The organism is Caenimonas aquaedulcis (genome assembly GCF_015831345.1).
GTDB classification, from domain to species: Bacteria; Pseudomonadota; Gammaproteobacteria; order Burkholderiales; family Burkholderiaceae_C; genus Ramlibacter; species Ramlibacter aquaedulcis.
Genome location: NZ_JADWYS010000001.1, coordinates 3,522,488 through 3,548,540 on the forward strand (window position 1 = coordinate 3,522,488; position 26,053 = coordinate 3,548,540).

Consider the following 26,053-nt stretch of genomic DNA (forward strand, 5'->3'; position numbering starts at 1 on the left):
CCGTCATGGACAAGCTTTTGATTCGCGGGGGGCGCCAGCTCCACGGCGAGGTCCGGATATCCGGGGCCAAGAACGCCGCATTGCCCGAGCTGTGCGCCGCGCTGCTCACCGACCAGCCCGTGGTACTCCACAACGTGCCGCGCCTGCAGGACGTGAGCACCATGCTCACCCTGCTGCGCAACATGGGCGTGGTGATCGAGCGCGACAGCCAGGGTACGGTCACCATCGATTCCAGCCGCCTGAGCTCGCCCGAAGCGCCCTACGAGCTGGTGAAGACCATGCGCGCCTCCGTGCTCGCGCTGGGCCCGCTGACCGCGCGGTTCGGCGAAGCCACGGTGTCCCTGCCCGGCGGCTGCGCGATTGGCTCGCGTCCGGTGGACCAGCACATCAAGGGCATGCAGGCGATGGGCGCGGAGATCGTGGTCGAGCACGGCTACATGATCGCGAAGCTGCCCAAGGGCCGCACGCGCCTGAAGGGGGCGAGCATCCGCACCGACATGGTGACGGTGACGGGCACCGAGAACTTCCTGATGGCCGCCGCGCTTGCGGAAGGCGAGACGGTGCTCGAAAACGCCGCGCAGGAGCCGGAGATCACCGACCTCGCCGAGATGCTGATCAAGATGGGCGCGCGCATCGAGGGACACGGCACCGGGCGCATCGTGATCCAGGGCGTGGAAAAGCTGTCCGGCTGCACGCACCAGGTGGTCGCGGACCGCATCGAGGCGGGCACCTTCCTGTGCGCCGTCGCCGCGACGGGCGGCGACGTCGTGCTGCGGCACGGGCGCGCCGATCATCTCGAAGCCGTCATCGACAAGCTGCGCGACGCGGGCGCCAGCGTGGCCGCCGTGGAAGACGGCATCCACCTGCATTCGCAGGGCCGCCTGATCGCGCAGAGCTTCCGCACCACCGAATACCCGGGCTTTCCGACCGACATGCAGGCGCAGTTCATGGCCCTGAACGTGATCGCCGACGGGCCGTCGAAGGTGACAGAAACCATCTTCGAAAACCGCTTCATGCACGTCAACGAGATGGTGCGGCTCGGCGCGAAGATCCAGGTGGACGGCAAGTTCGCCGTCATCGAAGGCGTCGAGAAGCTCTCCGGCGCCATGGTGATGGCCACCGACCTGCGCGCCTCCGCGAGCCTCGTGATCGCCGGCCTCGTGGCCGAAGGCGAGACGATCGTGGACCGCATCTACCACCTCGACCGCGGCTACGACCAGATGGAAGCGAAGCTGCGCGCCATCGGCGCCGACATCGAGCGGATCAAATGACGGCCATGCTGACCCTCGCGCTGTCCAAGGGGCGCATCTTCGACGAGACGCTGCCGCTCCTGAAGGCCGCGGGCATCGAGGTGCTCGAAGACCCGGAGCGTTCGCGCAAGCTGATCCTCGCGACGAGCCGGCCGGACGTGCGTGTCGTGATCGTGCGCGCCAGCGACGTTCCGACTTACGTGCAGTACGGCGGCGCCGACCTCGGCGTGACCGGCCTGGACACGCTCATCGAACACAACGCGGATTGGGGCGGAGGCGGCCTGTACCAGCCGCTGGACCTGCGCATCGCCAAGTGCCGCGTGAGTGTCGCCGTGCGTTCTGACTTCGATTACGCCTCCGCCGTGCGCCAGGGCTCGCGCCTGAAGGTCGCAACCAAGTACGTGAACATCGCCCGCGAATTCTTCGCGGCCAAGGGTGTCCACGTGGACATGATCAAGCTGTACGGCAGCATGGAACTCGCGCCGCTCACCGGTCTCGCGGATGCCATCGTCGACCTCGTGTCCACCGGCAGCACGCTCAAGGCCAACCACCTGGTGGAAGTCGAGCGGATCATGGACATCAGCTCGCGCCTGGTGGTGAACCAGGCCGCGCTCAAACTGAAACAGGCGCCGATCCGCAACGTCATCGATGCGTTCGCCGGCGCCATCGCCAGAGACTGAGATGGAATTTCGCGCCGAACCCTTGCGACTGTCCACCGCGGAGGCGGGCTTCGACGCCGCGTTCCGGGCCCGGCTGCAGTGGTCCGCCGACACGGATGCCGAAGTCGAAGTCCGCGTGTCGGAAATCATCGCCGACGTGCGCGAGCGGGGGGACGCTGCTGTCCTCGATTACACGAACCGTTTCGACGCCCTCGGGGCCACATCGGTTGCCGCATTGGAGTTGCAGCAGGCCGAAATGAAGGCTGCCTACGAAGGCCTGCCTCCCAAGCAGCGCGAGGCCCTGACGTCCGCCGCGATCCGCGTTCGCGCATACCACGAAGCCCAGAAGAAGGCCTGCGGCGAGAGCTGGAGTTACCGCGACTCCGACGGAACGCTTCTCGGCCAGAAGGTGACGCCGCTCGATCGCGTGGGCATCTACGTGCCGGGCGGCAAGGCGGCTTATCCCTCGTCGGTGCTGATGAATGCGATCCCGGCCCACGTGGCGGGTGTGGGCGAGATCATCATGGTCGTGCCCACGCCGCGGGGCGAAAAAAATGCATTGGTCCTCGCTGCGGCCTACATCGCCGGCGTGTCCCGCGCGTTCACCGTCGGTGGTGCACAGGCTGTCGCGGCATTGGCCCACGGGACGCAGACCATTCCCCGCGTCGACAAGATCACCGGCCCGGGCAATGCATATGTCGCGAGCGCGAAGCGCCGCGTGTTCGGCCAGGTCGGCATCGACATGATCGCGGGCCCGAGCGAAATCCTCGTGCTCGCCGACGGCACCACGCCTGCCGACTGGGTCGCGATGGACCTCTTCAGCCAGGCGGAGCACGACGAGCTCGCGCAAAGCATCCTGCTGTGCCCGGACATGGATTACATCGCGAAGGTCCAGGCGGAGATCGACCGGCTGCTGCCCGCGATGCCGCGCGCGGAGATCATTGCCAAGTCACTGAACGGCCGCGGCGCGCTCATCCACACGCGCAGCATGGAGGAGGCCTGCGAGATCAGCAACCGCATCGCGCCGGAACACCTGGAGATCGCCAGCCGCGATCCGCATCGGTGGGAGCCCCTGCTGCGCCACGCGGGCGCGATCTTCCTGGGCGAATTCACCAGCGAATCGCTGGGCGACTATTGCGCCGGGCCGAACCACGTGCTGCCCACCAGCGGCACGTCGCGCTTTTCCAGCCCGCTGGGCGTTTACGATTTCCAGAAGCGCAGCAGCCTGATCGAGGTGAGCGAGGCGGGCGCGCGCACGCTCGGAGCGATCGCCGCCGAACTCGCGTATGGCGAAGGATTGCAGGCGCACGCGCGCGCCGCCGAAATGAGGATCAGGCCATGAGCTCCCGCGACCCGATGCCACTTGCAGGTGTGTTCCGCGAGGACGTGCAGTCGATGCATGCCTACGCAATCCAGCCTTCCGCCGGCCTGATCAAGCTCGACGCGATGGAGAATCCGCACCGCTTGCCGGCGTCGCTGCAGGCACAACTCGGCGCGCGCCTGGGCGCGCTCGCGCTCAACCGCTATCCGGCCGATGGCATCAACGACCTTCGCGCAGCGCTCGCGAAGCATGCGCGCATGCCGGAAGGCTTCGACATCGTGCTGGGCAACGGGTCGGATGAGTTGATCTCGCTCATCGCCATGGCCTGCGACGTGCCGGGCGCGTGCATCCTCGCGCCGTTGCCTGGATTCGTCATGTACGGCATGAGTGCGCAGCTCCAGGGGCTGAAGTTCGTCGGCGTGCCGCTCACGGCGGATTTCGAACTCGACGAAGCGGCGATGCTGGGCGCCATCGCCGCGCACCGGCCGACGATCATCTACATCGCCTACCCGAACAACCCGACCGCCAACCTGTGGGACGACGCGGTGATCGAGAAGATCGTCGAGGCCGCTCCCGGGCTGGTGGTGATCGACGAGGCTTACCAGCCGTTCGCGAGCCGCAGCTACATCGACCGCGTCGCTAAGCACGGCCATGTGCTGCTGATGCGCACGATGAGCAAGTTCGGGCTGGCGGGCGTGCGCATCGGCTACCTGATCGGACCGAAGGCGGTGGTCGAGCAGGTCGACAAGGTGCGGCCCCCCTACAACATCAGCGTGCTGAACGCGGAAGCCGCCCTGTTCGCGCTCGAGCACGCCGACGTGTTCGACGCGCAGGCCAGGGAACTGCGCGAGCAGCGCGAAGTGCTGCAGCGCGCGCTGCGTGCCATGCCCGGCGTGAAGGCGTGGCCCAGCGATGCCAACATGATCCTCGTGCGGGTGCCCGATGCGCAAAAGGCGTTCGACGGCATGAAATCCCGTGGCGTCCTCGTCAAGAACGTTTCTAAAATGCACCCATTGCTGGCCAACTGCCTGCGCCTGACCGTCGGGACCGCCGACGAGAACACGCGGATGCTGTCGGCCCTCGAAGCCTCCCTATGACCCATTCCCGCACGGCCGAAGTCGCCCGCAATACCGCCGAGACGAAGATCACGGTCCGCGTCAACCTGGACGGCAGCGGCCAGGCCAAGCTCGCCACCGGCATCGGCTTCTTCGACCACATGCTCGACCAGATCGCCCGCCATGGCCTCATCGACCTGGACATCCAGGCCCTTGGCGATCTGCACATCGACGGCCACCACACGGTGGAGGACGTCGGCATCACCTTCGGGCAGGCGGTGCACCAGGCCATCGGCGACAAGAAGGGGATCCGGCGCTACGGCCATGCCTACGTGCCGCTGGACGAAGCGCTGTCGCGCGTGGTCATCGATTTTTCCGGACGCCCGGGCCTGGTGATGAACGTGCCGTTCAAGAGCGGGATGATCGGCACCTTCGACAGCCAGCTGGCGCACGAGTTTTTCCAGGGTTTCTGCAACCACGCCTTCGTGACGCTGCACATCGACAACCTGCGCGGCGAGAACGCGCACCACCAGTGCGAGACGGTGTTCAAGGCTTTCGCCCGTGCCCTGCGCGCCGCGGTGGAACTCGATCCGCGGGCGGCCGGCGTCGTTCCTTCGACCAAGGGTTCGCTCTGACCGCTGGCGCGACATCGCGATGAGAACCGTTGCCGTCGTCGACTATGGAATGGGCAACCTGCGCTCCGTGGCGCAGGCGGTGATGCACGTGGCGCGCGGCAGCGGGATCGATGTGGTCGTGACCTCCCGTCCGGAGGAGGTGCGCGCCGCCGAGCGGGTCGTGCTGCCCGGGCAGGGCGCCATGCCCGACTGCATGCGGGAGCTGCGCGATTCCGGCCTGCAGGAATCGGTGCTGGAAGCGGCTGCGGGCAAACCCTTGTTCGGCGTCTGCGTGGGCATGCAGATGCTGCTCGATCGCAGCGACGAAGGACCGACGGACGGGCTCGGCCTGATCCACGGCGAGGTCGTCCGCTTCCAGCTGGAGGGCCGGCTGCAGCCCGATGGCAGCCGTTTCAAGGTACCCCAGATGGGCTGGAACCAGGTGTTCCAGTCGCAGCCGCACCCGCTCTGGCGGGGCGTGGCGGACGGCAGCCACTTCTATTTCGTGCACAGTTTTTACGCGCGGCCGTCAGATGCGCGCCACAGCGTGGGCGAGGCGGACTACGGCTCACGCTTTACCGCCGCCGTTGCACGCGATAATATTTTTGCGACGCAGTTCCACCCCGAGAAAAGTTCAGACCAAGGCCTGGCCCTTTACCGCAACTTCCTGCAATGGACACCCTGACCGGGGCCTGGCCACCCCGGGGCCGCACCTTCCTTTGCCCCTATGCTTCTCATTCCCGCCATTGACCTGAAAGACGGCCACTGCGTACGCCTCAAGCAAGGCGACATGGACCAGTCCACCACCTTCAGCGAGGACCCTGCCGCCATGGCGAAGTCCTGGCTCGACAAGGGCGCGCGACGGCTGCACCTGGTCGACCTGAACGGCGCTTTCGCAGGCAAACCGCAGAATTTCACGGCCATCCGGTCCATCCTCAAGGCGGTCGGCAATGACATCCCGGTGCAACTGGGCGGCGGCATCCGGGACCTGGACACGATCGAAAAGTACATCGATGGCGGGTTGCGCTACGTCATCATCGGCACGGCAGCCGTCAAGAACCCGGGCTTCCTGAAGGACGCATGCACCGCGTTCGGCGGCCACATCATCGTCGGCCTCGACGCCAAGGACGGCAAGGTGGCCACCGACGGCTGGAGCAAGCTGACCGGCCATGAAGTCATCGACCTCGCGCGCAAGTTCGAGGACTGGGGCGTCGAATCGATCGTCTATACCGACATCGGCCGCGACGGCATGCTCACCGGCATCAACATCGACGCCACCGTCAAGCTTGCGCAGGCGCTGCACATCCCGGTGATCGCTTCGGGCGGCCTGTCCAACATGGCCGACATCGAAAAGCTCTGTGAAGTGGAAGCCGAGGGCATCGAGGGCGTGATCTGCGGGCGTGCCGTGTATTCCGGCGACCTCGATTTCGTGGCGGCACAGGCCAAAGCCGACGAACTCGGCGCCTGAGCGGCTCCCCGTGCTCGCCAAACGCATCATTCCCTGCCTGGACGTCACGGGCGGCCGCGTCGTCAAGGGCGTGAACTTCGTCGAGTTGCGAGACGCCGGGGACCCGGTGGAGATCGCCGCGCGCTACAACGAGCAGGGCGCCGACGAACTCACTTTCCTGGACATCACGGCGACCAGCGACGCCCGTGACCTGATCCTGCCCATCATCGAGGCGGTTGCATCCCAGGTGTTCATCCCCCTCACGGTGGGCGGCGGCGTGCGCACGGTGGAAGACGTGCGGCGGCTGCTCAATGCGGGCGCGGACAAGACCAGTTTCAATTCCGCGGCGATCGCCAATCCCGACGTGATCACCGCCGCGTCGGCGAAGTACGGCGCGCAGTGCATCGTCGTCGCGATCGACGCCAAGCGGCGCGGCGGCGAGGATGCCGCGGCCCGGGGGCCGGGCTGGGACGTCTACAGCCATGGCGGACGAAAGAACACGGGCCTCGACGCTGTCCAGTGGGCGGTGGAGATGACCCGGCGCGGGGCGGGTGAGATCTTGCTCACCAGCATGGACCGCGACGGGACGAAATCCGGTTTCGACCTGGAGCTCACCCGCGCCGTCAGCGACGCGGTGTCCGTGCCCGTGATTGCTTCCGGCGGCGTCGGCACCCTGGACCACCTGGCCGACGGCATCCAGAAGGGCGGGGCGGATGCCGTGCTCGCCGCGAGCATCTTCCACTACGGCGAATTCACCGTGGGACAGGCCAAGGCCCGGATGTCGGAACGCGGAATTCCCGTCCGGCTTTGATCCGCCGGCGGCGGATGCCGGACAATACCGCCATGAACTGGCTCGACCAAGTCGCCTGGGACCCGCAGGGCCTCATCCCCGTCATCGCGCAGGAAGTCGGCAGCAACGACGTCCTGATGTTTGCCTGGATGAATCGTGAAGCATTGCAGAAGACGGCCGAACTCGGCCGCGCGGTGTATTTCAGCCGCTCGCGGGGCAGGCTGTGGCACAAGGGCGAGGAATCGGGCCACGTGCAGCAGGTCCACGAAATCCGCATGGATTGCGACAACGACGTCCTGCTGCTGAAAGTGACCCAGCTTGGGCATCATCCCTCGATCGCCTGCCACACCGGCCGCCACAGCTGCTTCTTCCAGCTCTGGAAGGACGGTGCCTGGCAATCGGTCGAGCCGGTCTTGAAAGACCCGGCGTCCATCTATAAATAAGGGCCGAATGACTTCCAATGACTCCCTGGCACGCCTGGCCGCCGTGATCGAAAGCCGCAAGGCGTCCAATGGCGGCAGCGCCGACACGAGTTACGTGGCGCGCCTGCTCGAGCGCGGTCCCGACGCCTTCCTCAAGAAGATCGGCGAGGAGGCCTGCGAAGTCGTGATGGCCGCCAAGGATGCCGACCATGGCGGGGACCCGAAGAAAATCGTGGCCGAGATGGCCGACCTGTGGTTCCACAGCATGATTGCCTTGGCACACTACGGCCTGCAGCCGGGCGACGTGATCGACGAACTCGAGCGCCGCGCCGGAACCAGCGGCATCGAGGAAAAGGCATTGCGCAAGGCGCAGCAGCGCGACAGCGAATGAAGGAGCACCATGCCCGAGACTGACTACGCGGCTTTCGAGCCCAAGAGCGAAGGCGACCGCACGCTGATGCATATCCTGTACGGGTTGCACACAGTGGCGTGGGCGAGCATGGGCACGCTGGCGGTGATCGCGCTCGTGCTGAACTACGTCAAGCGCTCGGACGAACACGACGCCGTCTACGCGAGCCACCATAGCTACATGATCGCCACCTTCTGGTGGACCGTGCTGTGGCTCGTGGTGACTTCGCCGCTGTGGCTTTTCTTCGTCCTGCCCGGCGTGGTCGCGTACACCATCATCGGCTTGTGGTACCTGTACCGCTGCCTGCGCGGCTGGCTGCGCTTTTCCAACAACCGCCCGCCTTACTGAGGCCGGCTCCCGGATCCAGGCGCCATGAGCGAACACGACCCCAACTGCATCTTCTGCAAGATCGTCGAAGGCAGGATTCCTTCCCGCAAAGTCCACGAGGACGAGGAAATCCTCGCGTTCCACGACATCCATCCCTGGGCGCCCGTGCACTTCCTGATGATCCCCAAGGCCCACATTCCGTCGCTGGCGCACGTGAAGCCCGGCGACGCCGGGCTGCTCGGCCGCATGCTCACGCTGGCGCCGCAGCTCGCCCTCAAGGAAGGCTGCCGACCCTATCCTGAGGGTGGGTATCGTGTGGTCTGCAACACCGGCGCGGATGGCGGCCAGGAAGTGCACCACCTGCACATCCACGTCTTCGGCGGGCCGCGTCCCTGGCTCAAAGGCTGAGCCAGCGCGGGGACCGGGCGTCCCCCCACCCGACTAGAATCGACCTCAAGTCTGTACAGGAGTAATCATGGGTTCATTTTCCATTTGGCATTGGCTGATCGTCCTTCTGATCATCGTGCTGATCTTCGGCACCAAGAAACTCAAGAACATCGGCACCGACCTCGGTGGCGCGGTGAAGGGTTTCAAGGACGGCATCAAGGAAGGCTCCACCCCGGAGACTCCCGTGCCGCCGCAAAGCCAGGTGAGCGCGACGGCGCAGCCGGCCGACAAGACCACGATCGACGTGGAAGCGAAGAACAGGTCTTGAAGCGTTCCGAGCGCCGCCGGACCCTGGCGGCCACTCCAGCATGATCGATCTCGGCATTGAAAAGATGATGGTGATCGGCGCCGTGGCGCTGATCGTCATCGGCCCGGAAAAGCTGCCGCGCGTCGCGCGGACGGTGGGCACGCTGCTGGGCAAGGCGCAGCGCTACGTGTCGGACGTCAAGGCGGAAGTGAACCGGTCCATCGAGCTCGAGGAGCTCAAGAAGATGAAGGACACGGTGGAAACCGCGGCGCGCGACGTCGAGGGTTCCATCCGCTCCGGCGCGAACGAGTTCGACAAGCAGTGGGCCGAGGCGACCAGTACGGCGTCCGAGGCGCACACGGCGCTCGCGGAGCCGCCGTCCTTCCCCGAATACAAGCACCCGCGCAAGAAGTGGCGCATCAAGCAGGGCGCGACGCCCACCTGGTACAAGGCGCGCAACGGCATCCGTACCAAGGCGCTGTCAGGCGCCGCGCGCGTGGCGCGCTATCGCCCGCAAAAATTCAACTGATGTCAGATTCCAAACCAGAAGACGAGCTCGCGGGCACCGAGCAGCCGTTCGTCGCCCACCTCGTCGAACTGCGCGACCGCCTCATCAAGGCGATGATCGCGGTCGGCATTGCGGGTGCCGTGCTGTTCCTTTATCCCGGGCCTGGTGCGCTGTACGACATCCTCGCGGCGCCGCTGGTGGCCAACCTGCCCAAGGGCGCGACGCTGATCGCGACCTCGGTGATCTCCCCGTTCCTCGTGCCGCTCAAGATCCTGCTGATGTCGGCCTTCCTTATCGCCTTGCCGGTGGTGCTGTACCAGGTGTGGGCGTTCGTGGCGCCCGGGCTGTATTCGCACGAGAAGAAGCTCGTGTTGCCCCTAGTGTTCTCCAGCACGGTGCTCTTTTTCATCGGCGTGGGGTTCTGCTATTTCTTCGTCTTCGGGCAGGTGTTCCGCTTCATCCAGAGTTTCGCGCCCAAGAGCATCACGGCCGCGCCGGATATCGAGGCCTACCTAAGCTTCGTGCTCACCATGTTCCTGGCTTTCGGGCTCGCGTTCGAAGTGCCCATCGTGGTGATCGTGCTCGCGCGCATGGGCTTCGTCAGCATCGAGAAGCTCAAGGCGTTTCGCGCCTATTTCATCGTCCTGGCGTTCGTGATCGCGGCGGTGATCACGCCGCCCGATGTGGTGTCGCAGCTGGCGCTGGCGGTGCCCATGTGCCTGCTGTACGAAGTGGGCATCTGGGCCGCGCAGATCTTCATCAAGCACACCAAGCCGCCGGAAGAAACTTCGGCCGCGTCCTAGCGGCGCGGGCTTTCAACGCTGCTGCGGGGCGCGCGCCGGCCGCGGCCGAAGCCCCGGCGTCACGTTCAGGTCCAGCGCGTCGTCGCGGCGCATCACGCGGAAACGCGATGCCTCCCCGGGCTTGAGCGCGGCCACGCCCGAGAGCAGTTCGGACACGTTCGCCACGTCCTTTCCCGCCACCGCCACGATCACATCGCCGGGGCGCACGCCGGCCTGCGCGGCGGGCCCGTTCTGCAGCACGCCGGTGATCAGCACGCCGCGCTTGGCCTTCACACCGAAGGTTTCCATCAGCTCGGGCGACAGGTCGGCCGGCTCGACGCCGATCCAGCCGCGGCGCACCACGCCGTCCTTCACGATGCCTTCCAGCACCAGCTTCGCCGTCGATACCGGAATGGCGAAGCCGATCCCCATGCTGCCGCCCGAGCGCGAGTAGATGGCCGTGTTGATGCCCATCAGCTGGCCGTTGGCGTCGACCAGCGCGCCACCCGAATTCCCCGGGTTGATGGCGGCATCGGTCTGGATGAAATTCTCGAAGGTGTTGATGCCCAGCTGGTTGCGGCCCAGCGCGCTCACGATGCCGCCCGTCACCGTCTGCCCCACGCCGAAGGGATTGCCGATCGCAAGCACCTGGTCGCCCACCTGGAGGGCATCCGAATTGCCGAGCGTGATCACCGGCAGCCGGTCGAGCGCCACCTTGAGGATGGCGAGGTCGGTGTCAGGGTCCGTGCCGATCACTTTCGCGATGCTGCGCCGGCTGTCGTTGAGCACGACCTCGATCTCGTCCGCGCCCTCGACGACATGGTTGTTCGTGAGGATGTAGCCATCCGGGCTGATGATCACCCCGCTGCCGAGCCCGGCCTGCGGCGCGCTGCCCTGCTCGCCGAAGAAGAAGCGGAACCAGGGGTCGTTGGCCTGCGGATGGCGCTCGGGCGCCTTGCTGGTATTGATGCTGACGACGGCGGCCGAGGCCTTGATCGCCGCCTGGCGGAAGCTGCCCGGGGGCGCCGAACCCGCCGGCGGTGCGGGCGCTTCCAGGAGCGTCACGCCGTGCGCGGCGGTGAGTTGACCGCCGCGGCCGAGCCACTCGGGCTTGAGCGCGGCGACGACGAAATAGGCCGCGAGCAGAACGGTGACGGCCTGGGAGAAGAGCAGCCAGAAGCGACGCATGGAAGGGGGCGGGTCGTGAGGGGGCAGTACGGGGGTCCAGTGTAGACGTCCCGCCTCGCGCGTGGCGCTGTTGGATGACAATCGCGGCATGCTTCCACCCCGCAACTCCCGCAGGCCTTCGAAGAGCCGCGGCGCCCCGGCATGACGGTGACTCACGAGCGCAAGGCCATCGCCATCACCATGGGCGACCCGGCGGGCATCGGACCGGAGATCGTCGCCAAGGCGTTCCGGGATTCCCCGCAGGACACGCGGGATTGCTTCGTCGTGGGCGACGTGGGCACCATGCGCCGCGCGGTGGGCATGATTCGCACGGATGTCGACCTGCCGGTGGCCGTCCTCGCCTCGCCCGGGGAGGCACTCCAAGCGCCTCCCCGCTGCATCCCGGTGCTGGAAGCAGCGCATCTCGCGTCTGCCGTTCCTCTCGGCCGGGTGAGCGCGGTGGCCGGCCGGGCGGCGGCCGACAGCGTGGTGTGGGCGGCGCGCGCCGCGTTGCACGGGGAGATCGCGGCGATGGTCACCGCCCCCTTGCACAAGGAAGCATTGGCCGCCGCGGGCGTCACATTTCCAGGCCATACCGAGCTCCTGCAGGCCGAAGCGGCGGCAGCGCGCGGCGTGCAGACGAGGGACCTGCCCGTGCGCATGATGCTGGCTAACGACGAGTTGCGCACTGTGCTGGTGAGCATCCATGTGTCCCTGCGCGATGCCCTGGACGCCGTCACGCAGGCCAATGTCCTCCAGACCTTGCGGATCGCGCACGAGGCCCTGGGCCGCAGCCTCGGACGGGCGCCGCGCATCGGAGTCGCCGGCCTGAATCCGCATGCGGGGGAGGGCGGTCTCTTCGGACGCGAGGAGATCGACGCGATCGTTCCCGCGATCGCGGCCGCGCGGCGCGAAGGCATCGATGCGCTCGGGCCTTTCGCACCCGATACGGTGTTCATGCGCGCGCGGGCCGCGAACGGCCGGGCCGGTGAGTTCGACGTGGTCGTGGCGATGTATCACGACCAGGGCCTGATCCCCGTGAAGTACCTGGGCGTCGAAAAGGGCGTGAACGTGACGCTGGGGCTGCCGCTGGTGCGCACGAGCCCCGACCATGGAACGGCTTTCGACATCGCGGGGACCGGCCGCGCCGACGCGGCCAGCCTCGTCGAGGCGATCCGGGTCGCGCGCCGGATGAGCGGCGCGCCGGGAATCTAGCGGCCGGATCGCAGGCTGTCGCGGATTTCGCGCAGCAGGACCACGTCCTCGGGCGTGACGGCGGGCGCGGCAACAGGCGTCTCCCGCTTGAGCCGGTTGATCTGCTTGACCATGAGGAAGATGATGAATGCGAGGATGAGGAAATTCACCGCGACGGTGATGAAATTGCCATAGGCGAGGACCGGCACGCCCGCCTTCTTCAGCGCATCCAGGGTCATCGCCGTGCCGGAAGGCACCGGACCCAGCGGAATGAACATGGCGGAGAAGTCCAGCTTGCCGAAGATCGCGCCGACGATGGGCATGATCACGTCGCCGACGATGGAATCGACGATCTTGCCGAAAGCCGCCCCGATGATGACGCCGACCGCCAGGTCGATGACGTTGCCCTTGACGGCGAACTCCCTGAACTCGCTCAGCATCCCCATGCCAGTACTCCTCGTTGTTGACGGGCGCAGTATGCAGGCAAAGCACATGCCGTCCAGTGCGCTTGCTCATTGAAATCGCCGGAAGCGGTCAGCTACAATCGCGGGTTGACCCCAATCCAGCGATTCCTTTGAGGACCCCCATGAGTGACACCCCAGTGGACGCAAGCAAACGGACGTGGCTGATCGCGTCCAGTTGTGCAGGCGCTGTGGGCGCCGGTTTCGTCGCCGTGCCCTTTGTCTCGAGCTTCCAGCCTTCCGAAAAAGCCAAGGCCGCGGGCGCCGCGGTCGAAGTCGATATCTCGGCGCTCAAGCCGGGCGAGAAGATGACGGTGGAATGGCGCGGCAAGCCGGTGTGGATCCTCAAGCGAACGCCCGAACAGGTGGCATCGCTCAAGAAAACCGACAGCCAGGTCGCCGACCCGGAATCGGATCGCAAGACCTACCCCACTCCCGAATACGCCAAGAACGAATACCGTTCGATCAAGCCCGAGCTGTGGGTCGGCGTGGGAATCTGCACCCACCTGGGTTGCTCGCCTTCCGACAAATTCCAGCCGGGCCCGCAGCCGTCGCTGCCGGAAGACTGGCAGGGTGGCTTCCTGTGTCCTTGCCACGGCTCCACCTTCGACGTGGCCGGCCGCGTGTTCAAGAACAAGCCTGCACCCGACAACCTGGAAGTGCCGCCGCACATGTACCTCTCCGACAACCGGCTGCTCATCGGTGAAGACAAGAACACGAAGGCTTGAGGAAGTGCACCATGGCTGAATTCAAGGAAATCTCCCCCAACGCCTCGGCGGTCGCGAAACTCGGCAACTGGTTCGACAACCGCTTCCCGACGGCGGGCGTGATGTACCGGGACCACATGTCCGAGTACTACGCGCCGAAGAACTTCAACTTCTGGTATTTCTTCGGCTCGCTCGCGATGCTGGTGCTGGTCATCCAGATCGTCACCGGCATCTTCCTCGTGATGCACTACAAGCCCGACGCCGCCCTCGCGTTCGGCTCGGTCGAGTACATCATGCGCGACGTGCCCTGGGGCTGGCTGATCCGCTACATGCACTCCACCGGCGCGTCCGCGTTCTTCGTGGTCGTGTACCTGCACATGTACCGCGGCCTGATCTACGGCAGCTACCGCAAGCCGCGCGAACTGGTCTGGATTTTCGGTTGCGCGATCTTCCTCGTGCTCATGGCCGAGGCGTTCATGGGCTACCTGCTGCCCTGGGGACAGATGTCCTACTGGGGCGCGCAGGTGATCGTGAACCTGTTCTCCGCGATTCCCTTCGTCGGCCCCGACCTCGCGCTGCTGATCCGCGGCGACTATGTCGTGAGCGACGCGACGTTGAACCGTTTCTTCAGCTTCCACGTGATCGCGGTGCCGCTTGTGCTGCTCGGCCTCGTGGCCGCGCACATCCTCGCGCTGCACGACGTCGGCTCGAACAACCCCGACGGCGTCGAGATCAAGGGCCCGAACGCGCCGAAGGATGCGAACGGCAAGCCGCTCGACGGCATCCCCTTCCATCCTTACTACACCGTGCACGACATCTTCGGCGTGGGGGTGTTCCTGATGGTCTTCTCCGCGATCATCTTCTTCGCGCCGGAACTCGGGGGCTACTTCCTCGAGTACAACAACTTCATCCCCGCCGATTCGCTGAAGACTCCGTTGCACATCGCGCCGGTCTGGTACTTCACGCCGTTCTATTCGATGCTTCGCGCGATCACGAGCGAGATGGCGGGCGCCTTGGCCCTCATCGTGCTCGTGGCGGTGTTCTTCGCCAGCCGCGGCAAGCCGGTCGTCGTCAAGGCGGTCCTGTGGGCGGTCGGCATCGCCGTGGCGATCATGCTCGGCCTGCTTCCGGCAGCGTGGAACCTGCTGGGCATGTCGTTCGGTTCGATTTCCCGGGCGATGCCCTGGCTCGGCGGCATCGACGCCAAGTTCTGGGGCGTGGTCGTGATGGGCGGCGCCGTCATCATCCTGTTCTTCCTGCCCTGGCTGGACAAGAGCCCGGTCAAGTCGATCCGCTACCGGCCGTCCTGGAACAAGTGGCTGTACGGCATCTTCGTCGTGAACTTCATCGTGCTGGCCTACCTGGGAACGCAGCCTCCTTCGCCGGGCGGCGAGCGCATCTCGCAGCTCGGCACCCTGTTCTACTTCGGTTTCTTCCTGCTGATGCCATGGTGGAGTCGCAAGGGCGAGTTCAAGACACCGCCCGACCGCATCACCTTCGCGGCGCATTGAGCCGGGGACCGCACGCTATGAAAAAACTCCTCCTCATCCTGATCGCCGCCCTGGGCATCGCAACGGCCGCGCAGGCGTCCGAAGAAGGCATCGCCTGGGACAAGGCGCCGAACAACGTGAACGACCTGCCGTCGCTCCAGAACGGCGCGAAGCTCTTCGTCAACTACTGCCTCGGCTGCCATTCCGCCGCGTACATGCGCTACAACCGCCTGCACGACCTGGGCATCACCGACCAGCAGATCAAGGACAACATGCTGTTCGCGACCGACAAGGTCGGCGAAACGATGAAGGCCGCGATCGACCCGAAGCAGGCGAAGGAATGGTTCGGCGCGAACCCGCCCGACCTCACCCTGATCGCGCGCTCGCGCTCCGGCCATGGCGGAACCGGCGCGGACTACCTGTATACCTACCTGCGCAGCTACTATCCCGATCCGAGCCGCCCCACAGGCTGGAACAACCTCGTGTTCCCCAATGTCGGCATGCCGCACGTGCTGTGGCAGATGCAGGGCACCCGCGAGCCGCAATTCGACACGCGCACCGAGCACGGCCACGAGGTCAAGTCGTTCACCGGCTGGAAGCAGGTCACGCCCGGCACGATGACGTCGCTGCAATACGACCAGACCGTCGGTGACCTGGTGGGCTATCTCCAATGGATGGGCGAGCCCGCCCAGAATTCGCGCGTGCGCGTCGGGGTCTGGGTGCTGATCTTCCTGGGCCTGTTCACTGCGATCGCCTGGCGCCTGAACGCCGCGTTCTGGAAGAATGTCCACTAACGGATAAGCGCTTACGCGGGCTTGCTCGCGCGTTCATCCCACAACACGGTCCCGCGCCGCCGGACCGTGTTTTCACTTTTTCTAAGGAGTCACCGTCATGATGGTGCTGTATTCGGGAACCACTTGCCCCTTCTCCCACCGCTGCCGTTTCGTCCTTTTCGAAAAAGGCATGGACTTCGAAATCCGCGACGTCGACCTCTACAACAAGCCGGAAGACATCAACGTCATGAACCCGTACGGCCAGGTCCCCATCCTGGTCGAGCGGGACTTGATCCTGTACGAGTCGAACATCATCAACGAGTACATCGATGAGCGCTTCCCGCATCCGCAGCTCATGCCCGGCGACCCGGTCGACCGTGCCCGCGTTCGCCTGTTCCTGCTCAATTTCGAGAAGGAGCTGTTCGTGCACGTGAGTACGCTGGAATCGCGCGCCGCCAAGAGCAACGAGAAGGCGCTGGAGAAGGCCCGTTCGCACATCCGCGACCGCCTGACGCAGCTCGCGCCGGTGTTCCTCAAGAACAAATACATGCTCGGCGAGAACTTCTCGATGCTCGACGTGGCCATCGCCCCGCTGCTGTGGCGCCTGGATTACTATGGCATCGAACTGTCCAAGAACGCGGCCCCGCTGCTCAAGTATGCCGAGCGCATCTTCTCGCGCCCGGCCTACATCGAGGCGCTCACGCCTTCCGAGAAGGTGATGCGCAAATAGGGGTTGCGCCAGGAGCCCACTGTCCGATGAACGCGCTCGAGTCCACGTCCACACGCCCGTACCTGATCCGGGCCCTCTACGATTGGTGCACCGACAACGGCCTCACGCCGTATGTCGCCGTGCTCGTCGACGAGACCGTGCAGGTGCCCCGCGAGTATGTGAAGAACGGCGAGATCGTCCTGAACATCAGCTTCGACGCGACGAGTTCGCTCAAGCTGGGCAACGATTTCATCGAGTTCAAGGCGCGCTTCGCAGGCACGGCGCGGGAAATCATGGTTCCGGTGAGCCGGGTGATCGCCATCTATGCGCGCGAAAACGGACAGGGCATGGCATTCCCGGTGCCGGTGCCCGGGGCAACCGCGGACGAGCCGGCCAAGGCTTCGCCGCTCACCAGCGTGACCGCCGCGGGCAGCCATCCGGAGGACGAAGCGAGGATCGTGCAGCTCGTGACGCCCGATCCCGGGTCGCCGGAAGGCGGCCAGGACGACGAGCCGCCGCGGCCGCCCGCCGGTCCGCGTCCTGCGCTCAAGCGCGTCAAGTGAGGCCGCGCCGGGCGTTGCGCATCTAGAATTCGAATCATCGCGCCGATTTAGCTCAGGGGTAGAGCAACCGCCTTGTAAGCGGTAGGTCGTCAGTTCAAATCCGACAATCGGCACCACTCCTTTGAAGGCCGCCTCATGAAACTCGTACTTTGCCTACCGGCCCTGCTACTTGCGGGCTGTGCCGTCTCCGGCTCCTGGCTCGACAGGGTGGGAGAACGACCCCATCCTCCCGTCGCGATGAGCGACGAGCAGGCTGCGGTCCTCATCGGGGAGGCCCGTGAGCTTCGCCATCGCGGCCACTCCATCCGGTTGGCCCTGGCCGCCGAAAAGGACCGCCGCCAGCGCTTCCGCTATTACGAGGCGCTGCGCGATATCGGGGACAGCCTGGTTCCCATCGAGCGCCGCCTGCTGGATGCCGGACGCGCTCCGAAGACCGATCCCACGGCTTGATCCGGCGGTCCCGCCTGACACCCCCGCTTAAATTCCCGGGGTTTGAACCTTCAGGCGAATTGAGGTAACCTGCCACCCCCGGCCGCACAGATGAGCCACCAGAGCGGGAAGCACCTGCCGGAGCTTGGCGGCCGCGGCGTTGCTCTCGACCAGGAGGCACCACTCGGTGCCATCGATCGGGCCGGCCTTGACGATGCGGCGCAACGAGGAAGGGATCAATAGTTCGACTGCTTCGAGCCGCTCGCGCGATTCCCGCGCGAGTTGCGCAAGCCCCGCCAGCGTCGGCGAGGCTTCGGCCGCGGCCAGCACCTGGATGGGCTGGCGACGCTGATTCGAGGAAGATGTCGTCATGAGGGGATCGGAGTGCATTTCATTATCACGGATGCGTGGCTGGCGAAAAGCCGCGCGGTGCACCTGAGCGGCACGAAACTCGTCGTCGCTTTCGTGGGCTTGTCCTTTTCGCTGATGCTGCTGGCGGCGGGGCTGTACCACTGGGTGTTCCTCAAGGGCGCCCGGGAGGGCTGGCCCGTGATCGGAACGCTGGTCAAGCTGGTGGTCAAGGACGAGTTCGAGCAGCGCGACCGCTTTATGCGGGAGAACCTCGATGCCATGGCTCGCAAGCTGGGCGAGATGCAGGCCAAGATGGTCCAGCTGGAATCCCTCGGGGAGCGCGTCTCGGGCCTCGCGGGCGTCAACCCGGCCGACATCAAGGTCCCTCCGGGCCGGGGCGGCGCCTTGGTCGGCGGGCGCCCGCTGTCCATGGAAGAGCTGCAAGCGACGCTCGCTGACCTCGACGCGCTGACCGTCGAGCGGACGGACCTCCTCACCGTCATCGAATCCCGCCTGCTCGACCAGAAGTTGCGCACCATGATGCTGCCTACCCAGCAGCCCGTGAAAGCCGGGCATCTGGGCTCCGCGTTCGGCTGGCGGATCGACCCCTTCACTGGCCGCTCGGCCCTGCATACGGGCCTCGACTTCCAGGCCGAGCCGGGGACGTCCATCCTTGCGGCGGCGGGCGGTGTGGTCGTCACCCAGGAAGTCCACCCGGCCTACGGCAACATGGTGGAAATCGACCACGGCAACAACCTCATCACCCGCTACGCCCATGCGTCCCGCGTCTGGGTGAAGGTGGGCGACGTCATCAAGCGCGGCCAGCGGATTGCCGAAGTGGGCACTACCGGCCGCTCCACCGGCCCGCACCTGCATTTCGAAGTCCTGGTTCAGGGCGTGCCGCAGGACCCGCACCGCTTCCTCGCGGCCGGGCGCGACCTGGCTGCCCCGCAGGTAGCGATGCAGGCCGGCCCGTCTTCCCTGCGGCACGCGGGCCACAGGTAAAATTGACGGTTTGCCGGCCGTGCGTATTGCGATGCGTGCGGCCGGCCCCATTTCTTCCTGACATCACAAGGGATAGCGCTGTCCCGCCGGCTTTCAGGGCCGGCCGGGCGGCATCGCGCTCATGGCCAAGAACTTCCTCACCCAAATATTCGGTTCCCGCAACGACCGCCTGCTCAAGCAATACCGCCGCACCGTGGAGCGCATCAACGGGCTTGAGGCGAGCCTCGAGAAGTTGAGCGACGAGGAACTGCGGGGCAAGACGCAGGAGTTCAAGGACCGGGTGGGCAAGGGCGAGGCGCTCGACGACCTGCTGCCGGAAGCCTTCGCGGTGGTGCGCGAGGGTTCCAAGCGCATCATGAAGATGCGCCATTTCGATGTGCAGATGCTCGGCGGCATGGCGCTGCATAACGGCAAGATCGCCGAAATGCGCACCGGCGAAGGAAAGACGCTCACGGCAACGCTTCCCGTGTACCTGAATGCATTGGCCGGCAAGGGCGTGCACGTGGTCACGGTGAACGACTACCTCGCCAATCGCGATGCGCAGTGGATGGGCAAGCTGTACGGCTTCCTCGGCCTGACGACGGGCGTGAACCTCCCGAACATGCCGCGTGAAGAAAAGCAGGCCGCCTACCGGTGCGACATCACCTACGGCACCAACAACGAATTCGGCTTCGACTACCTGCGCGACAACATGGTGTACGAAGTGGCCGACCGCGTGCAGCGCGGCCTGAGCTATGCGATCGTCGACGAGGTGGACTCCATCCTGATCGACGAGGCGCGCACGCCGCTGATCATCAGCGGGCAGGCCGAGGACCATACGGATCTCTACATCGCGATCAACCGGGTGGTGCCGCTGCTCACCAAGCAGGAAGGCGAAGCGGACCCGCGCACCGGCGAAGGCATCATCAAGGCCGGCGACTTCACCGTCGACGAGAAGAGCCACCAGGTTTTCCTCACCGAGCAGGGCCACGAGAACGCGGAGAAGATCCTCTTCAACCTCGGCCTGATTCCCGAGGGCGCGTCGCTCTACGACCCCGCGAACATCACGCTGATGCATCACCTGAACGCGGCGTTGCGCGCCAACCACCTCTACATGCGCGACCAGCAGTACGTGGTGCAGGACGGCGAAGTGGTCATCGTCGACGAATTCACGGGCCGCCTGATGTCCGGTCGCCGTTGGAGCGATGGCCTGCACCAGGCCGTGGAAGCCAAGGAAGGCGTCCAGATCCAGGCCGAGAACCAGACGCTCGCGTCCATCACGTTCCAGAACTACTTCCGCCTGTACGGCAAGCTCGCCGGCATGACGGGCACGGCCGATACCGAGGCCTATGAATTCCAGGAGATCTACGGCCTGGAGACGGTGGTCGTTCCGCCGAACAAGCCGAGCAGCCGCGACGACCAGCTCGATCGCGTCTACAAGACCACGCGCGAGAAATACGAAGCCGCGATCAAGGACATCCGCGAATGCTACGAGCGCGGCCAGCCCGTGCTCGTGGGCACGACGTCGATCGAGAACTCCGAAATCATCGACGAACTCCTGAACAAGGAGAAGCTGCCGCACCAGGTGCTGAACGCCAAGCAGCACGCGCGCGAAGCCGAAATCGTCGCGCAGGCCGGTCGCCCGAAGATGATCACCATCGCCACCAACATGGCGGGCCGGGGCACGGACATCGTGCTGGGCGGCAACGTGGAAAAGGCGATCGAGGCGGTCGAGGCCGACGAGTCGCTCGACGAGAACGCCAGGCGCCACAAGATCGAGGAACTGCGCGCGCAATGGACGAAGGACCACGAGTTCGTGGTCAAGCAGGGCGGCCTGCGCATCATCGCGACCGAGCGCCACGAGTCCCGGCGTATCGACAACCAGCTGCGCGGCCGCTCGGGCCGCCAGGGCGACCCGGGTTCGTCGCGCTTCTTCCTGAGCCTGGACGACCCGCTGATGCGCATCTTCGCGGGCGATCGTGTGAAGGCGATCATGGAGCGCCTGAAGATGCCCGACGGCGAGGCGATCGAGGCCGGCATCGTCACGCGCAGCATCGAGAGCGCGCAGCGCAAGGTCGAGGCGCGCAATTTCGACATCCGCAAGCAGCTGCTGGAGTACGACGACGTGTCGAACGACCAGCGCAAGGTGATCTACCAGCAGCGCAACGACATCCTCGATGCGACGGACCTCTCCGCGCAGATCGCCTCGTTGCGCGAAGGCTGTTTCACCGACCTGGTTCACCAGTACGTGCCGCCGGAGTCGGTCGAGGAACAGTGGGACCTCCCGGGCCTCGAGAAGGTTTTGAAGGAGGAGTGGCGCATCGATCTGCCCTTGCAGCAGAAGGTGCAGACCTCCAGCAGCGTGACCGACGAAGACCTGCTGGAGATGGTCGTGAAGGCCGGCAACGAAGCCTTCGAAGAGAAAGTGCGCCAGATCGGCCCCGAGAATTTCACGCAATTCGAACGCCTCGTGCTGCTGCAAAGCATCGACACGCACTGGCGCGAGCACCTCTCCGCGCTGGACTACCTGCGCCAGGGCATCCACCTGCGCGGCTATGCGCAGAAGCAGCCGAAGCAGGAATACAAGCGCGAGGCCTTCGAGCTCTTCGGCCAGCTGCTCGACTCCGTGAAGAACGAAGTGACGAAGGTGCTGATGACCGTGGTCGTGCAGTCCGGCGAGCAACTCGAGCAGGCGGCCGAGGACATCGAGAATCGCGCGGAGCGCATTTCGAACGTCACCTACAGCGCGCCCACCGAAACGGGCGAGGTGGAAACCAAGCTGGACGAGAGTACGGCGCGCCAGGCGCAGGGTCCTTCCGGTGACCCCTCCCCGCGCATCGGGCGCAACGACCCGTGCCCCTGCGGCAGCGGAAAGAAGTACAAGCAGTGCCACGGCAAGCTCGCGTGAGCTTGCATGCTTGCCCGATGAGAACTTTCAGTGACGCTCCCGGGCCTCTGGCGCGACAATTCGGTTAAGTGCGATTCCCTACCCCTGTCAGACTTGACAGGGGTGGCTGAGCGAATAAGTGGTTTTTAGCCTTCAATGGAAGCATATTCCTGACAGGTTCATTTCCATGAAAGTAGTCTCCAGAGTGTCCGACCCCGCCGTAGCCCGTCTCGCGGAGGGTCTCCAGGCGAATTCGCTGCCGTTCGGCGAGTCGCTTCGCGTCACCGTGGAGGCCGAATGGGAGCGCATCAAGGAAGGCGAGTTCTGGCAGCGCGTCATGCGCGCGCCGGTCACACCCGAACTCTGGCGTGACCTGATGCTCCAGGTCTATCACTATTCCAAGCACAACTCGATGAACCAGGCCGTGGCCGCTTTCGTGCCCGCGCCCGAGGGTTTGCTCAAATTCGTCTACCGGCACGCCGCGGAGGAACTCGGCCACGAGAAGATGGTGACGCACGACCTGCGCAGCATCGCCATGCTCGACGACGCCGACCTGCAGGCCGCTCCGCTGCCCGCGACCGAAGCACTCATCGGCTACCTGTATTACGTGGCGCTGCGTTATGGCCCCGTGGCCCGGCTCGGCTACAGCTTCTGGGCGGAAGGCGCGCACGCCCACATCCAGGAGCCCCTGCGCAAGATCTGCGCGGACCTGAAGCTCACGAGCAAGAACGTCACCTTCTTCGGCGCGCATGCCGAGGCGGACGAAGCGCATATCCAGCAGGTGGAAGAAGCCATCGACAAGTACGCCGTCACCGCGCAGGACCAGGAGATGGTTCGCCGCGTGTGCACCACCACCTTGTCCCTCACCGGCCAGCTGCTCGAGCAGGTGGCACGCCAGAATCGCACGGGAGCCGCGCAATGAACCTGCAAACCAGCCATTTGCCCGCGGCCCTGCCTTTTGGCATGATGGTTGCGTCGCAGGAGCCGGCGGGTATCGAGTCGGTCGTGCTGCGCCACCTGAAGACCCACGAGGAGATCGAAGCGGTGCTGCCCCTGCGCGACGAGATCAACCTGTCGGCCCTGAATGGGGCCGCCGATTTCCATACTCTCGAAAAAAAAGAGACGAAATCGGGTTTGTCTTCGCTTTCGAGCTTGACGGCGAGCTCATCGGGACGATCCGCATCGTTCCCATGGGCCACCAGCTCACGCTGACCGACACCTTGCTGGGGCAGCTGGGGCCGGCGGCTCCGGACCTCGAGCCCGGGGACTGGGAAGTCGGGCGTCTCGTGCTGGCGCCGGAGCACCGCAGCGACGTCAACGCGCTGCGCCACTGCCTGTCGCTGGCACTGAATTACGCCTGCGCCCATACGCGGATCAACAACCTCTATGCGTCGTGCACGCACATCCTGGGACGGCTGTACCGCCGCTTCGCTTTCACGGCGTTCGCCAAGGACGTTCCGCTCCCGGGCGCGGAGAAGTCCTACACCCTGATCCGGGGAACGTCGCACCAGGTCGCGCGGGCATTGTCCGGCGGCGCCGGCGCGATGCAAGCGCAATGACCACGCCAGCCCATGCCAACCCCATCAAGCGGCTGTTCGCGCACTATGTCGCCTACCACGCGCACGGCCCGCTGCTGCTGCGCTACCTGAGCCTGCTCGGCTTCGTCGGCTTTCCCGCCTTCTACCTGCTGCGCTTCACCAAGAGCGCGGCGCCCTACGACGACATCGCCTTCCGGCTGGTCGACGCGGCGATCTGCATCGCGCTGTTCTTCAAGGACCGGTGGCCGCAGCGGCTCAAGCCGTATTACTTCGCGTATTCGTACCTCGTCGTCATCGTCACCTTGCCGCTGACGTTCATGTTCACCTCGCTCAAGCACGGGGGCGGCACGATCGCCGTGGGCAATACGCTGCTCGCGGCCTTCCTGGTCGTGTTCCTTGCCGACTGGCGCAACATGATCGTGATCCTCACCGCCGGATTCGGGGGCGCGGTGGGCCTGTACGTGCTGACCGATCCGGACCCGCGCCTGCCCATGGACTTCCTGCAGCGCCTGCCGATCCTGTTGATCGTGGTGGTCGGCGGCAGCCTCTTCAAGTTCGCGCTGGAGCGCGCCACCGCGGAGAAGGTGCGGCATGCCTATGCATCGCTGGCGGGCTCGATCGCGCACGAGATGCGCAACCCGCTGGGGCAGATCAAGCACAGCCTCGAGAGCCTGCGGCAATCGCTGCCGCCTCCCACGGCCAAGGCCCAGGCGCAGACGCTGGGCCCGGAGGAAGTCGACTCCCTCTACCGCCATCTCGCCCAGGGCGACATCGCGGTGGAGCGCGGCTTGCAGGTCATCTCCATGACGCTGGACGAGGTCAACGCCAAACCGCTGAACGCGCAAGGCTTTGCCTACCTGTCGGCGGCCGAAGTCTCCGCGAAGGCGGTGCTCGAGTACGGCTACGAAAGCCAGGAGCAACGCACCAAGGTGGACCTCACCGTGGCCGACGACTTCCTGTTCCGCGGCGAGGAAACCGCATTCCTCTTCGTGCTCTTCAACCTGATCAAGAACGCGTTGTACTACCTGCCCGCGTACCCGGACGCCCGCCTCTCCATCGCCGTGGGGGGTGGGCAGGTGCGCGTGCGGGACACGGGCCCGGGGATCGCTCCCGACCTGCAGCGCCGCTTGTTCGAGCCGTTTCGCAGCAGCAAATCGGGGGGGACCGGCCTCGGCCTCGCGTATTGCCGGCGTGTGGTGCGCGCCTTCGGCGGCGAGATTTCCTGCGACTCGGTGCAGGGGGAGTACACCGAGTTCACGATGACCTTCCCCGCGGTGAGCACGCAGGAGCGCGAGGCGCACCGCCAGTCGGTGATCGCCAAGGCGAAGGCGGTCTTCGTGCGCCGCCGCCTTCTCGTGGTGGACGACGATGCCGCGCTGCGCAAGGCCACGCGCATCAAGCTCGCGCCGCTCGAAGCGGTGATCGACGAAGCGGCCGACGGGCGCCAGGCGCTGGCGATGCTCTCGAACTTCCGCTACGACCTGGTCGTCCTCGACCTCGACATGCCCGACATGGACGGCTACGCGGCCGCGGAGCAGATCCGCGCGGGGGCAGCGCCCGCCAACCGCGACGTCTGCATCGTGGCCTACACGAGCGAGCCCGGTCCGCTCGCGCGCGTCAAGACGCTCAAGGCGGGAATGGACGGCCTGGTGAACAAGCCCTGCGAGCAGGAAACACTGCTGCACGCGCTGTGCCGCGCCCTCGAGAGCCCCGCGAGCCGGGCGCGTCTCGAGCAGGCCCAGCTCTCCGGGCAGCGTGTCCTGCTGGCCGACGACAACGCGTACAACCGCAAGGCGGTGGCGGCATTCCTGCGCCGCGCGGGCGTGGAGGTGGTGGAGGCGGACACCGGGATGGCCGTCATGGAGATGCTCGAATCCGATCCCGACCCGTGGAGCGCTATCCTTCTGGACCTGAACATGCCGGGAATGAACGGATTGGATACCGCACAAGCCATTCGGGCCAGCACGCTGCCGTCGCGCGGCGTGCCCATCATCGCGCTGACCGCGCATTCGACCACCGAGATGATGGACGCGGCGCGTGCGGCCGGCATGAACGACTTCCTCACCAAACCGGTGGACGCCTCCGTGCTGTACGAGACACTCCGGCGGCAATGCTCGCGCGAGAGCGCCGGCTCCGCCCCCGCGCCCGCGCCCACACCGGTTCCCGGCGGCGGTCGCCTGCTCGATCCGCAGCGCCTCGAGCGCTATCGCGACATCGGCATGCTGGAGGAATTGGTCGCGGATTACGTCCCCGAGATCGAACGCCTCGTGGCGAGCCTGTCGGCCTTCGCCGCGGCGCGCGACCTGGACGGCACCCGGGAAACCCTGCACTCGCTGGTCGGTCTGAGCGGCGAGGCGGGGGCGGCGGCGCTGCATGGCCTGGCGCGACAGGTGTACGTGCAGGTGCTGCAGGACCGGCAGCTGCCTGCGGCGCCTGGCTGGGCGGACCCCATCGCGGCACTGGCGGCGCAATCGGTCGAGGCGTTGCGCGGCTACAGCCGCGCCGGGCTCGGGGCCGCCTGA

Annotated in this window: 31 protein-coding genes and 1 tRNA gene; 29 read left to right on the forward strand and 3 right to left on the reverse strand. The window is 65.9% G+C overall.

What is annotated here, in order from left to right:
* The first annotated feature begins 5 nt into the window (after positions 1-5).
* The 15 genes from murA to tatC all read left to right on the forward strand — a co-directional run bounded on the left by murA (position 6) and on the right by tatC (position 10,299).
* The gene (murA, locus tag I5803_RS16940; RefSeq protein WP_196987495.1) at positions 6-1,271 is read left to right on the forward strand and encodes a UDP-N-acetylglucosamine 1-carboxyvinyltransferase; all 1,266 of its coding nucleotides are present in this window, start codon (positions 6-8) and stop codon (positions 1,269-1,271) included.
* Positions 1,272-1,276: 5 nt separating this feature from the next.
* Positions 1,277-1,930, forward strand: a complete 654-nt coding sequence (gene hisG, locus I5803_RS16945; RefSeq protein ID WP_196987496.1) for an ATP phosphoribosyltransferase — start codon at positions 1,277-1,279, stop codon at positions 1,928-1,930.
* A gap of 1 nt (position 1,931) precedes the next feature.
* Complete coding sequence (hisD, locus tag I5803_RS16950; protein ID WP_196987497.1) at positions 1,932-3,251, forward strand: histidinol dehydrogenase; 1,320 nt, start codon at positions 1,932-1,934, stop codon at positions 3,249-3,251.
* Positions 3,248-4,327 (forward strand): histidinol-phosphate transaminase, encoded by a 1,080-nt coding sequence (hisC, locus tag I5803_RS16955; RefSeq protein ID WP_196987498.1) that lies wholly within the window; start codon positions 3,248-3,250, stop codon positions 4,325-4,327. Before hisD ends, hisC begins: the two co-directional genes overlap by 4 nt.
* Positions 4,324-4,920, forward strand: coding sequence for an imidazoleglycerol-phosphate dehydratase HisB (hisB, locus tag I5803_RS16960; protein WP_196987499.1), 597 nt, complete (start codon positions 4,324-4,326; stop codon positions 4,918-4,920). Before hisC ends, hisB begins: the two co-directional genes overlap by 4 nt.
* Positions 4,921-4,939: 19 nt before the next feature.
* Positions 4,940-5,584, forward strand: coding sequence for an imidazole glycerol phosphate synthase subunit HisH (hisH, locus tag I5803_RS16965; RefSeq protein WP_196987500.1), 645 nt, complete (start codon positions 4,940-4,942; stop codon positions 5,582-5,584).
* Positions 5,585-5,626: 42 nt separating this feature from the next.
* Entirely contained in the window at positions 5,627-6,367 is a 741-nt protein-coding gene (hisA, locus tag I5803_RS16970; protein WP_196987501.1) for a 1-(5-phosphoribosyl)-5-[(5-phosphoribosylamino)methylideneamino]imidazole-4-carboxamide isomerase, read from the forward strand.
* Positions 6,368-6,377: 10 nt separating this feature from the next.
* Positions 6,378-7,157, forward strand: coding sequence for an imidazole glycerol phosphate synthase subunit HisF (gene hisF, locus I5803_RS16975; RefSeq protein WP_196987502.1), 780 nt, complete (start codon positions 6,378-6,380; stop codon positions 7,155-7,157).
* Positions 7,158-7,189: 32 nt separating this feature from the next.
* Positions 7,190-7,579, forward strand: a complete 390-nt coding sequence (hisI, locus tag I5803_RS16980) for a phosphoribosyl-AMP cyclohydrolase (RefSeq protein ID WP_196987503.1) — start codon at positions 7,190-7,192, stop codon at positions 7,577-7,579.
* A 7-nt stretch (positions 7,580-7,586) separates the two neighbouring features.
* On the forward strand, positions 7,587-7,949 hold the full coding sequence (locus I5803_RS16985) for a phosphoribosyl-ATP diphosphatase (protein ID WP_196987504.1): 363 nt from the start codon (positions 7,587-7,589) through the stop codon (positions 7,947-7,949).
* A gap of 9 nt (positions 7,950-7,958) precedes the next feature.
* Complete coding sequence (locus tag I5803_RS16990; protein WP_196987505.1) at positions 7,959-8,315, forward strand: DUF4870 family protein; 357 nt, start codon at positions 7,959-7,961, stop codon at positions 8,313-8,315.
* 24 nt (positions 8,316-8,339) lie between these two features.
* On the forward strand, positions 8,340-8,702 hold the full coding sequence (locus I5803_RS16995; RefSeq protein ID WP_196987506.1) for a histidine triad nucleotide-binding protein: 363 nt from the start codon (positions 8,340-8,342) through the stop codon (positions 8,700-8,702).
* Positions 8,703-8,769: 67 nt separating this feature from the next.
* Entirely contained in the window at positions 8,770-9,009 is a 240-nt protein-coding gene (gene tatA / locus I5803_RS17000) for a Sec-independent protein translocase subunit TatA (RefSeq protein WP_196987507.1), read from the forward strand.
* A 40-nt stretch (positions 9,010-9,049) separates the two neighbouring features.
* Positions 9,050-9,517 (forward strand): Sec-independent protein translocase protein TatB, encoded by a 468-nt coding sequence (gene tatB / locus I5803_RS17005; protein WP_196987508.1) that lies wholly within the window; start codon positions 9,050-9,052, stop codon positions 9,515-9,517.
* Positions 9,517-10,299 (forward strand): twin-arginine translocase subunit TatC, encoded by a 783-nt coding sequence (tatC, locus tag I5803_RS17010; protein WP_196987509.1) that lies wholly within the window; start codon positions 9,517-9,519, stop codon positions 10,297-10,299. The genes tatB and tatC overlap by 1 nt, the downstream gene beginning before the upstream one ends.
* A 12-nt stretch (positions 10,300-10,311) precedes the next feature.
* On the opposite strand, the gene I5803_RS17015 is transcribed toward tatC, so the two are convergent.
* Complete coding sequence (locus tag I5803_RS17015; RefSeq protein ID WP_196987510.1) at positions 10,312-11,466, reverse strand: S1C family serine protease; 1,155 nt, start codon at positions 11,464-11,466, stop codon at positions 10,312-10,314.
* Between the two features lie 141 nt (positions 11,467-11,607).
* Here I5803_RS17015 and pdxA point away from each other — a divergent pair, with 141 nt between their 5' ends.
* On the forward strand, positions 11,608-12,660 hold the full coding sequence (gene pdxA / locus I5803_RS17020; RefSeq protein ID WP_196987511.1) for a 4-hydroxythreonine-4-phosphate dehydrogenase PdxA: 1,053 nt from the start codon (positions 11,608-11,610) through the stop codon (positions 12,658-12,660).
* Here the strand turns inward: pdxA and mscL are convergent.
* Positions 12,657-13,085: a large conductance mechanosensitive channel protein MscL gene (gene mscL / locus I5803_RS17025; protein ID WP_196987512.1), complete on the reverse strand. Its 429-nt coding sequence runs from the start codon at positions 13,083-13,085 to the stop codon at positions 12,657-12,659. The genes pdxA and mscL overlap by 4 nt on opposite strands.
* 140 nt (positions 13,086-13,225) lie before the next feature.
* On the opposite strand from mscL, the gene petA reads away from it, so the two are divergent.
* From petA to I5803_RS17060, 7 genes are all read left to right on the forward strand, one after another.
* Positions 13,226-13,828: a ubiquinol-cytochrome c reductase iron-sulfur subunit gene (gene petA / locus I5803_RS17030; RefSeq protein WP_196987513.1), complete on the forward strand. Its 603-nt coding sequence runs from the start codon at positions 13,226-13,228 to the stop codon at positions 13,826-13,828.
* A gap of 11 nt (positions 13,829-13,839) precedes the next feature.
* A complete protein-coding gene (locus tag I5803_RS17035; protein WP_196987514.1) occupies positions 13,840-15,318 on the forward strand; it encodes a cytochrome b in 1,479 nt (492 codons plus the stop codon).
* 17 nt (positions 15,319-15,335) lie between these two features.
* Entirely contained in the window at positions 15,336-16,091 is a 756-nt protein-coding gene (locus tag I5803_RS17040; protein WP_196987515.1) for a cytochrome c1, read from the forward strand.
* A gap of 97 nt (positions 16,092-16,188) precedes the next feature.
* Entirely contained in the window at positions 16,189-16,800 is a 612-nt protein-coding gene (locus I5803_RS17045) for a glutathione S-transferase N-terminal domain-containing protein (protein WP_061500777.1), read from the forward strand.
* Positions 16,801-16,826: 26 nt separating this feature from the next.
* A complete protein-coding gene (locus tag I5803_RS17050; RefSeq protein WP_196987516.1) occupies positions 16,827-17,342 on the forward strand; it encodes a ClpXP protease specificity-enhancing factor in 516 nt (171 codons plus the stop codon).
* Positions 17,343-17,383: 41 nt separating this feature from the next.
* Positions 17,384-17,458, forward strand: a tRNA-Thr gene (locus I5803_RS17055).
* Positions 17,459-17,579: 121 nt separating this feature from the next.
* Entirely contained in the window at positions 17,580-17,792 is a 213-nt protein-coding gene (locus I5803_RS17060) for a hypothetical protein (RefSeq protein WP_196987517.1), read from the forward strand.
* Between the two features lie 27 nt (positions 17,793-17,819).
* Here the strand turns inward: I5803_RS17060 and I5803_RS17065 are convergent, their stop codons facing one another.
* On the reverse strand, positions 17,820-18,143 hold the full coding sequence (locus I5803_RS17065; protein ID WP_196987518.1) for a hypothetical protein: 324 nt from the start codon (positions 18,141-18,143) through the stop codon (positions 17,820-17,822).
* Positions 18,144-18,155: 12 nt separating this feature from the next.
* Between I5803_RS17065 and I5803_RS17070 the strand changes: the two genes are divergently transcribed.
* From I5803_RS17070 to I5803_RS17095, 6 genes are all read left to right on the forward strand, one after another.
* On the forward strand, positions 18,156-19,127 hold the full coding sequence (locus tag I5803_RS17070) for a M23 family metallopeptidase (protein ID WP_196987519.1): 972 nt from the start codon (positions 18,156-18,158) through the stop codon (positions 19,125-19,127).
* A 121-nt stretch (positions 19,128-19,248) separates the two neighbouring features.
* Positions 19,249-22,014 carry a preprotein translocase subunit SecA gene (gene secA / locus I5803_RS17075; RefSeq protein WP_196987520.1) on the forward strand — a complete coding sequence of 922 codons (2,766 nt, stop codon included), beginning with the start codon at positions 19,249-19,251 and terminating at the stop codon, positions 22,012-22,014.
* A gap of 166 nt (positions 22,015-22,180) precedes the next feature.
* Positions 22,181-22,915, forward strand: coding sequence for an iron-containing redox enzyme family protein (locus I5803_RS17080; RefSeq protein WP_196987521.1), 735 nt, complete (start codon positions 22,181-22,183; stop codon positions 22,913-22,915).
* The gene (locus I5803_RS17085; RefSeq protein ID WP_196987522.1) at positions 22,912-23,205 is read left to right on the forward strand and encodes a hypothetical protein; all 294 of its coding nucleotides are present in this window, start codon (positions 22,912-22,914) and stop codon (positions 23,203-23,205) included. Before I5803_RS17080 ends, I5803_RS17085 begins: the two co-directional genes overlap by 4 nt.
* Positions 23,184-23,552 carry an N-acetyltransferase gene (locus tag I5803_RS17090; RefSeq protein ID WP_196987523.1) on the forward strand — a complete coding sequence of 123 codons (369 nt, stop codon included), beginning with the start codon at positions 23,184-23,186 and terminating at the stop codon, positions 23,550-23,552. The genes I5803_RS17085 and I5803_RS17090 overlap by 22 nt, the downstream gene beginning before the upstream one ends.
* On the forward strand, positions 23,549-26,053 hold the full coding sequence (locus I5803_RS17095; protein ID WP_196987524.1) for an ATP-binding response regulator: 2,505 nt from the start codon (positions 23,549-23,551) through the stop codon (positions 26,051-26,053). Before I5803_RS17090 ends, I5803_RS17095 begins: the two co-directional genes overlap by 4 nt.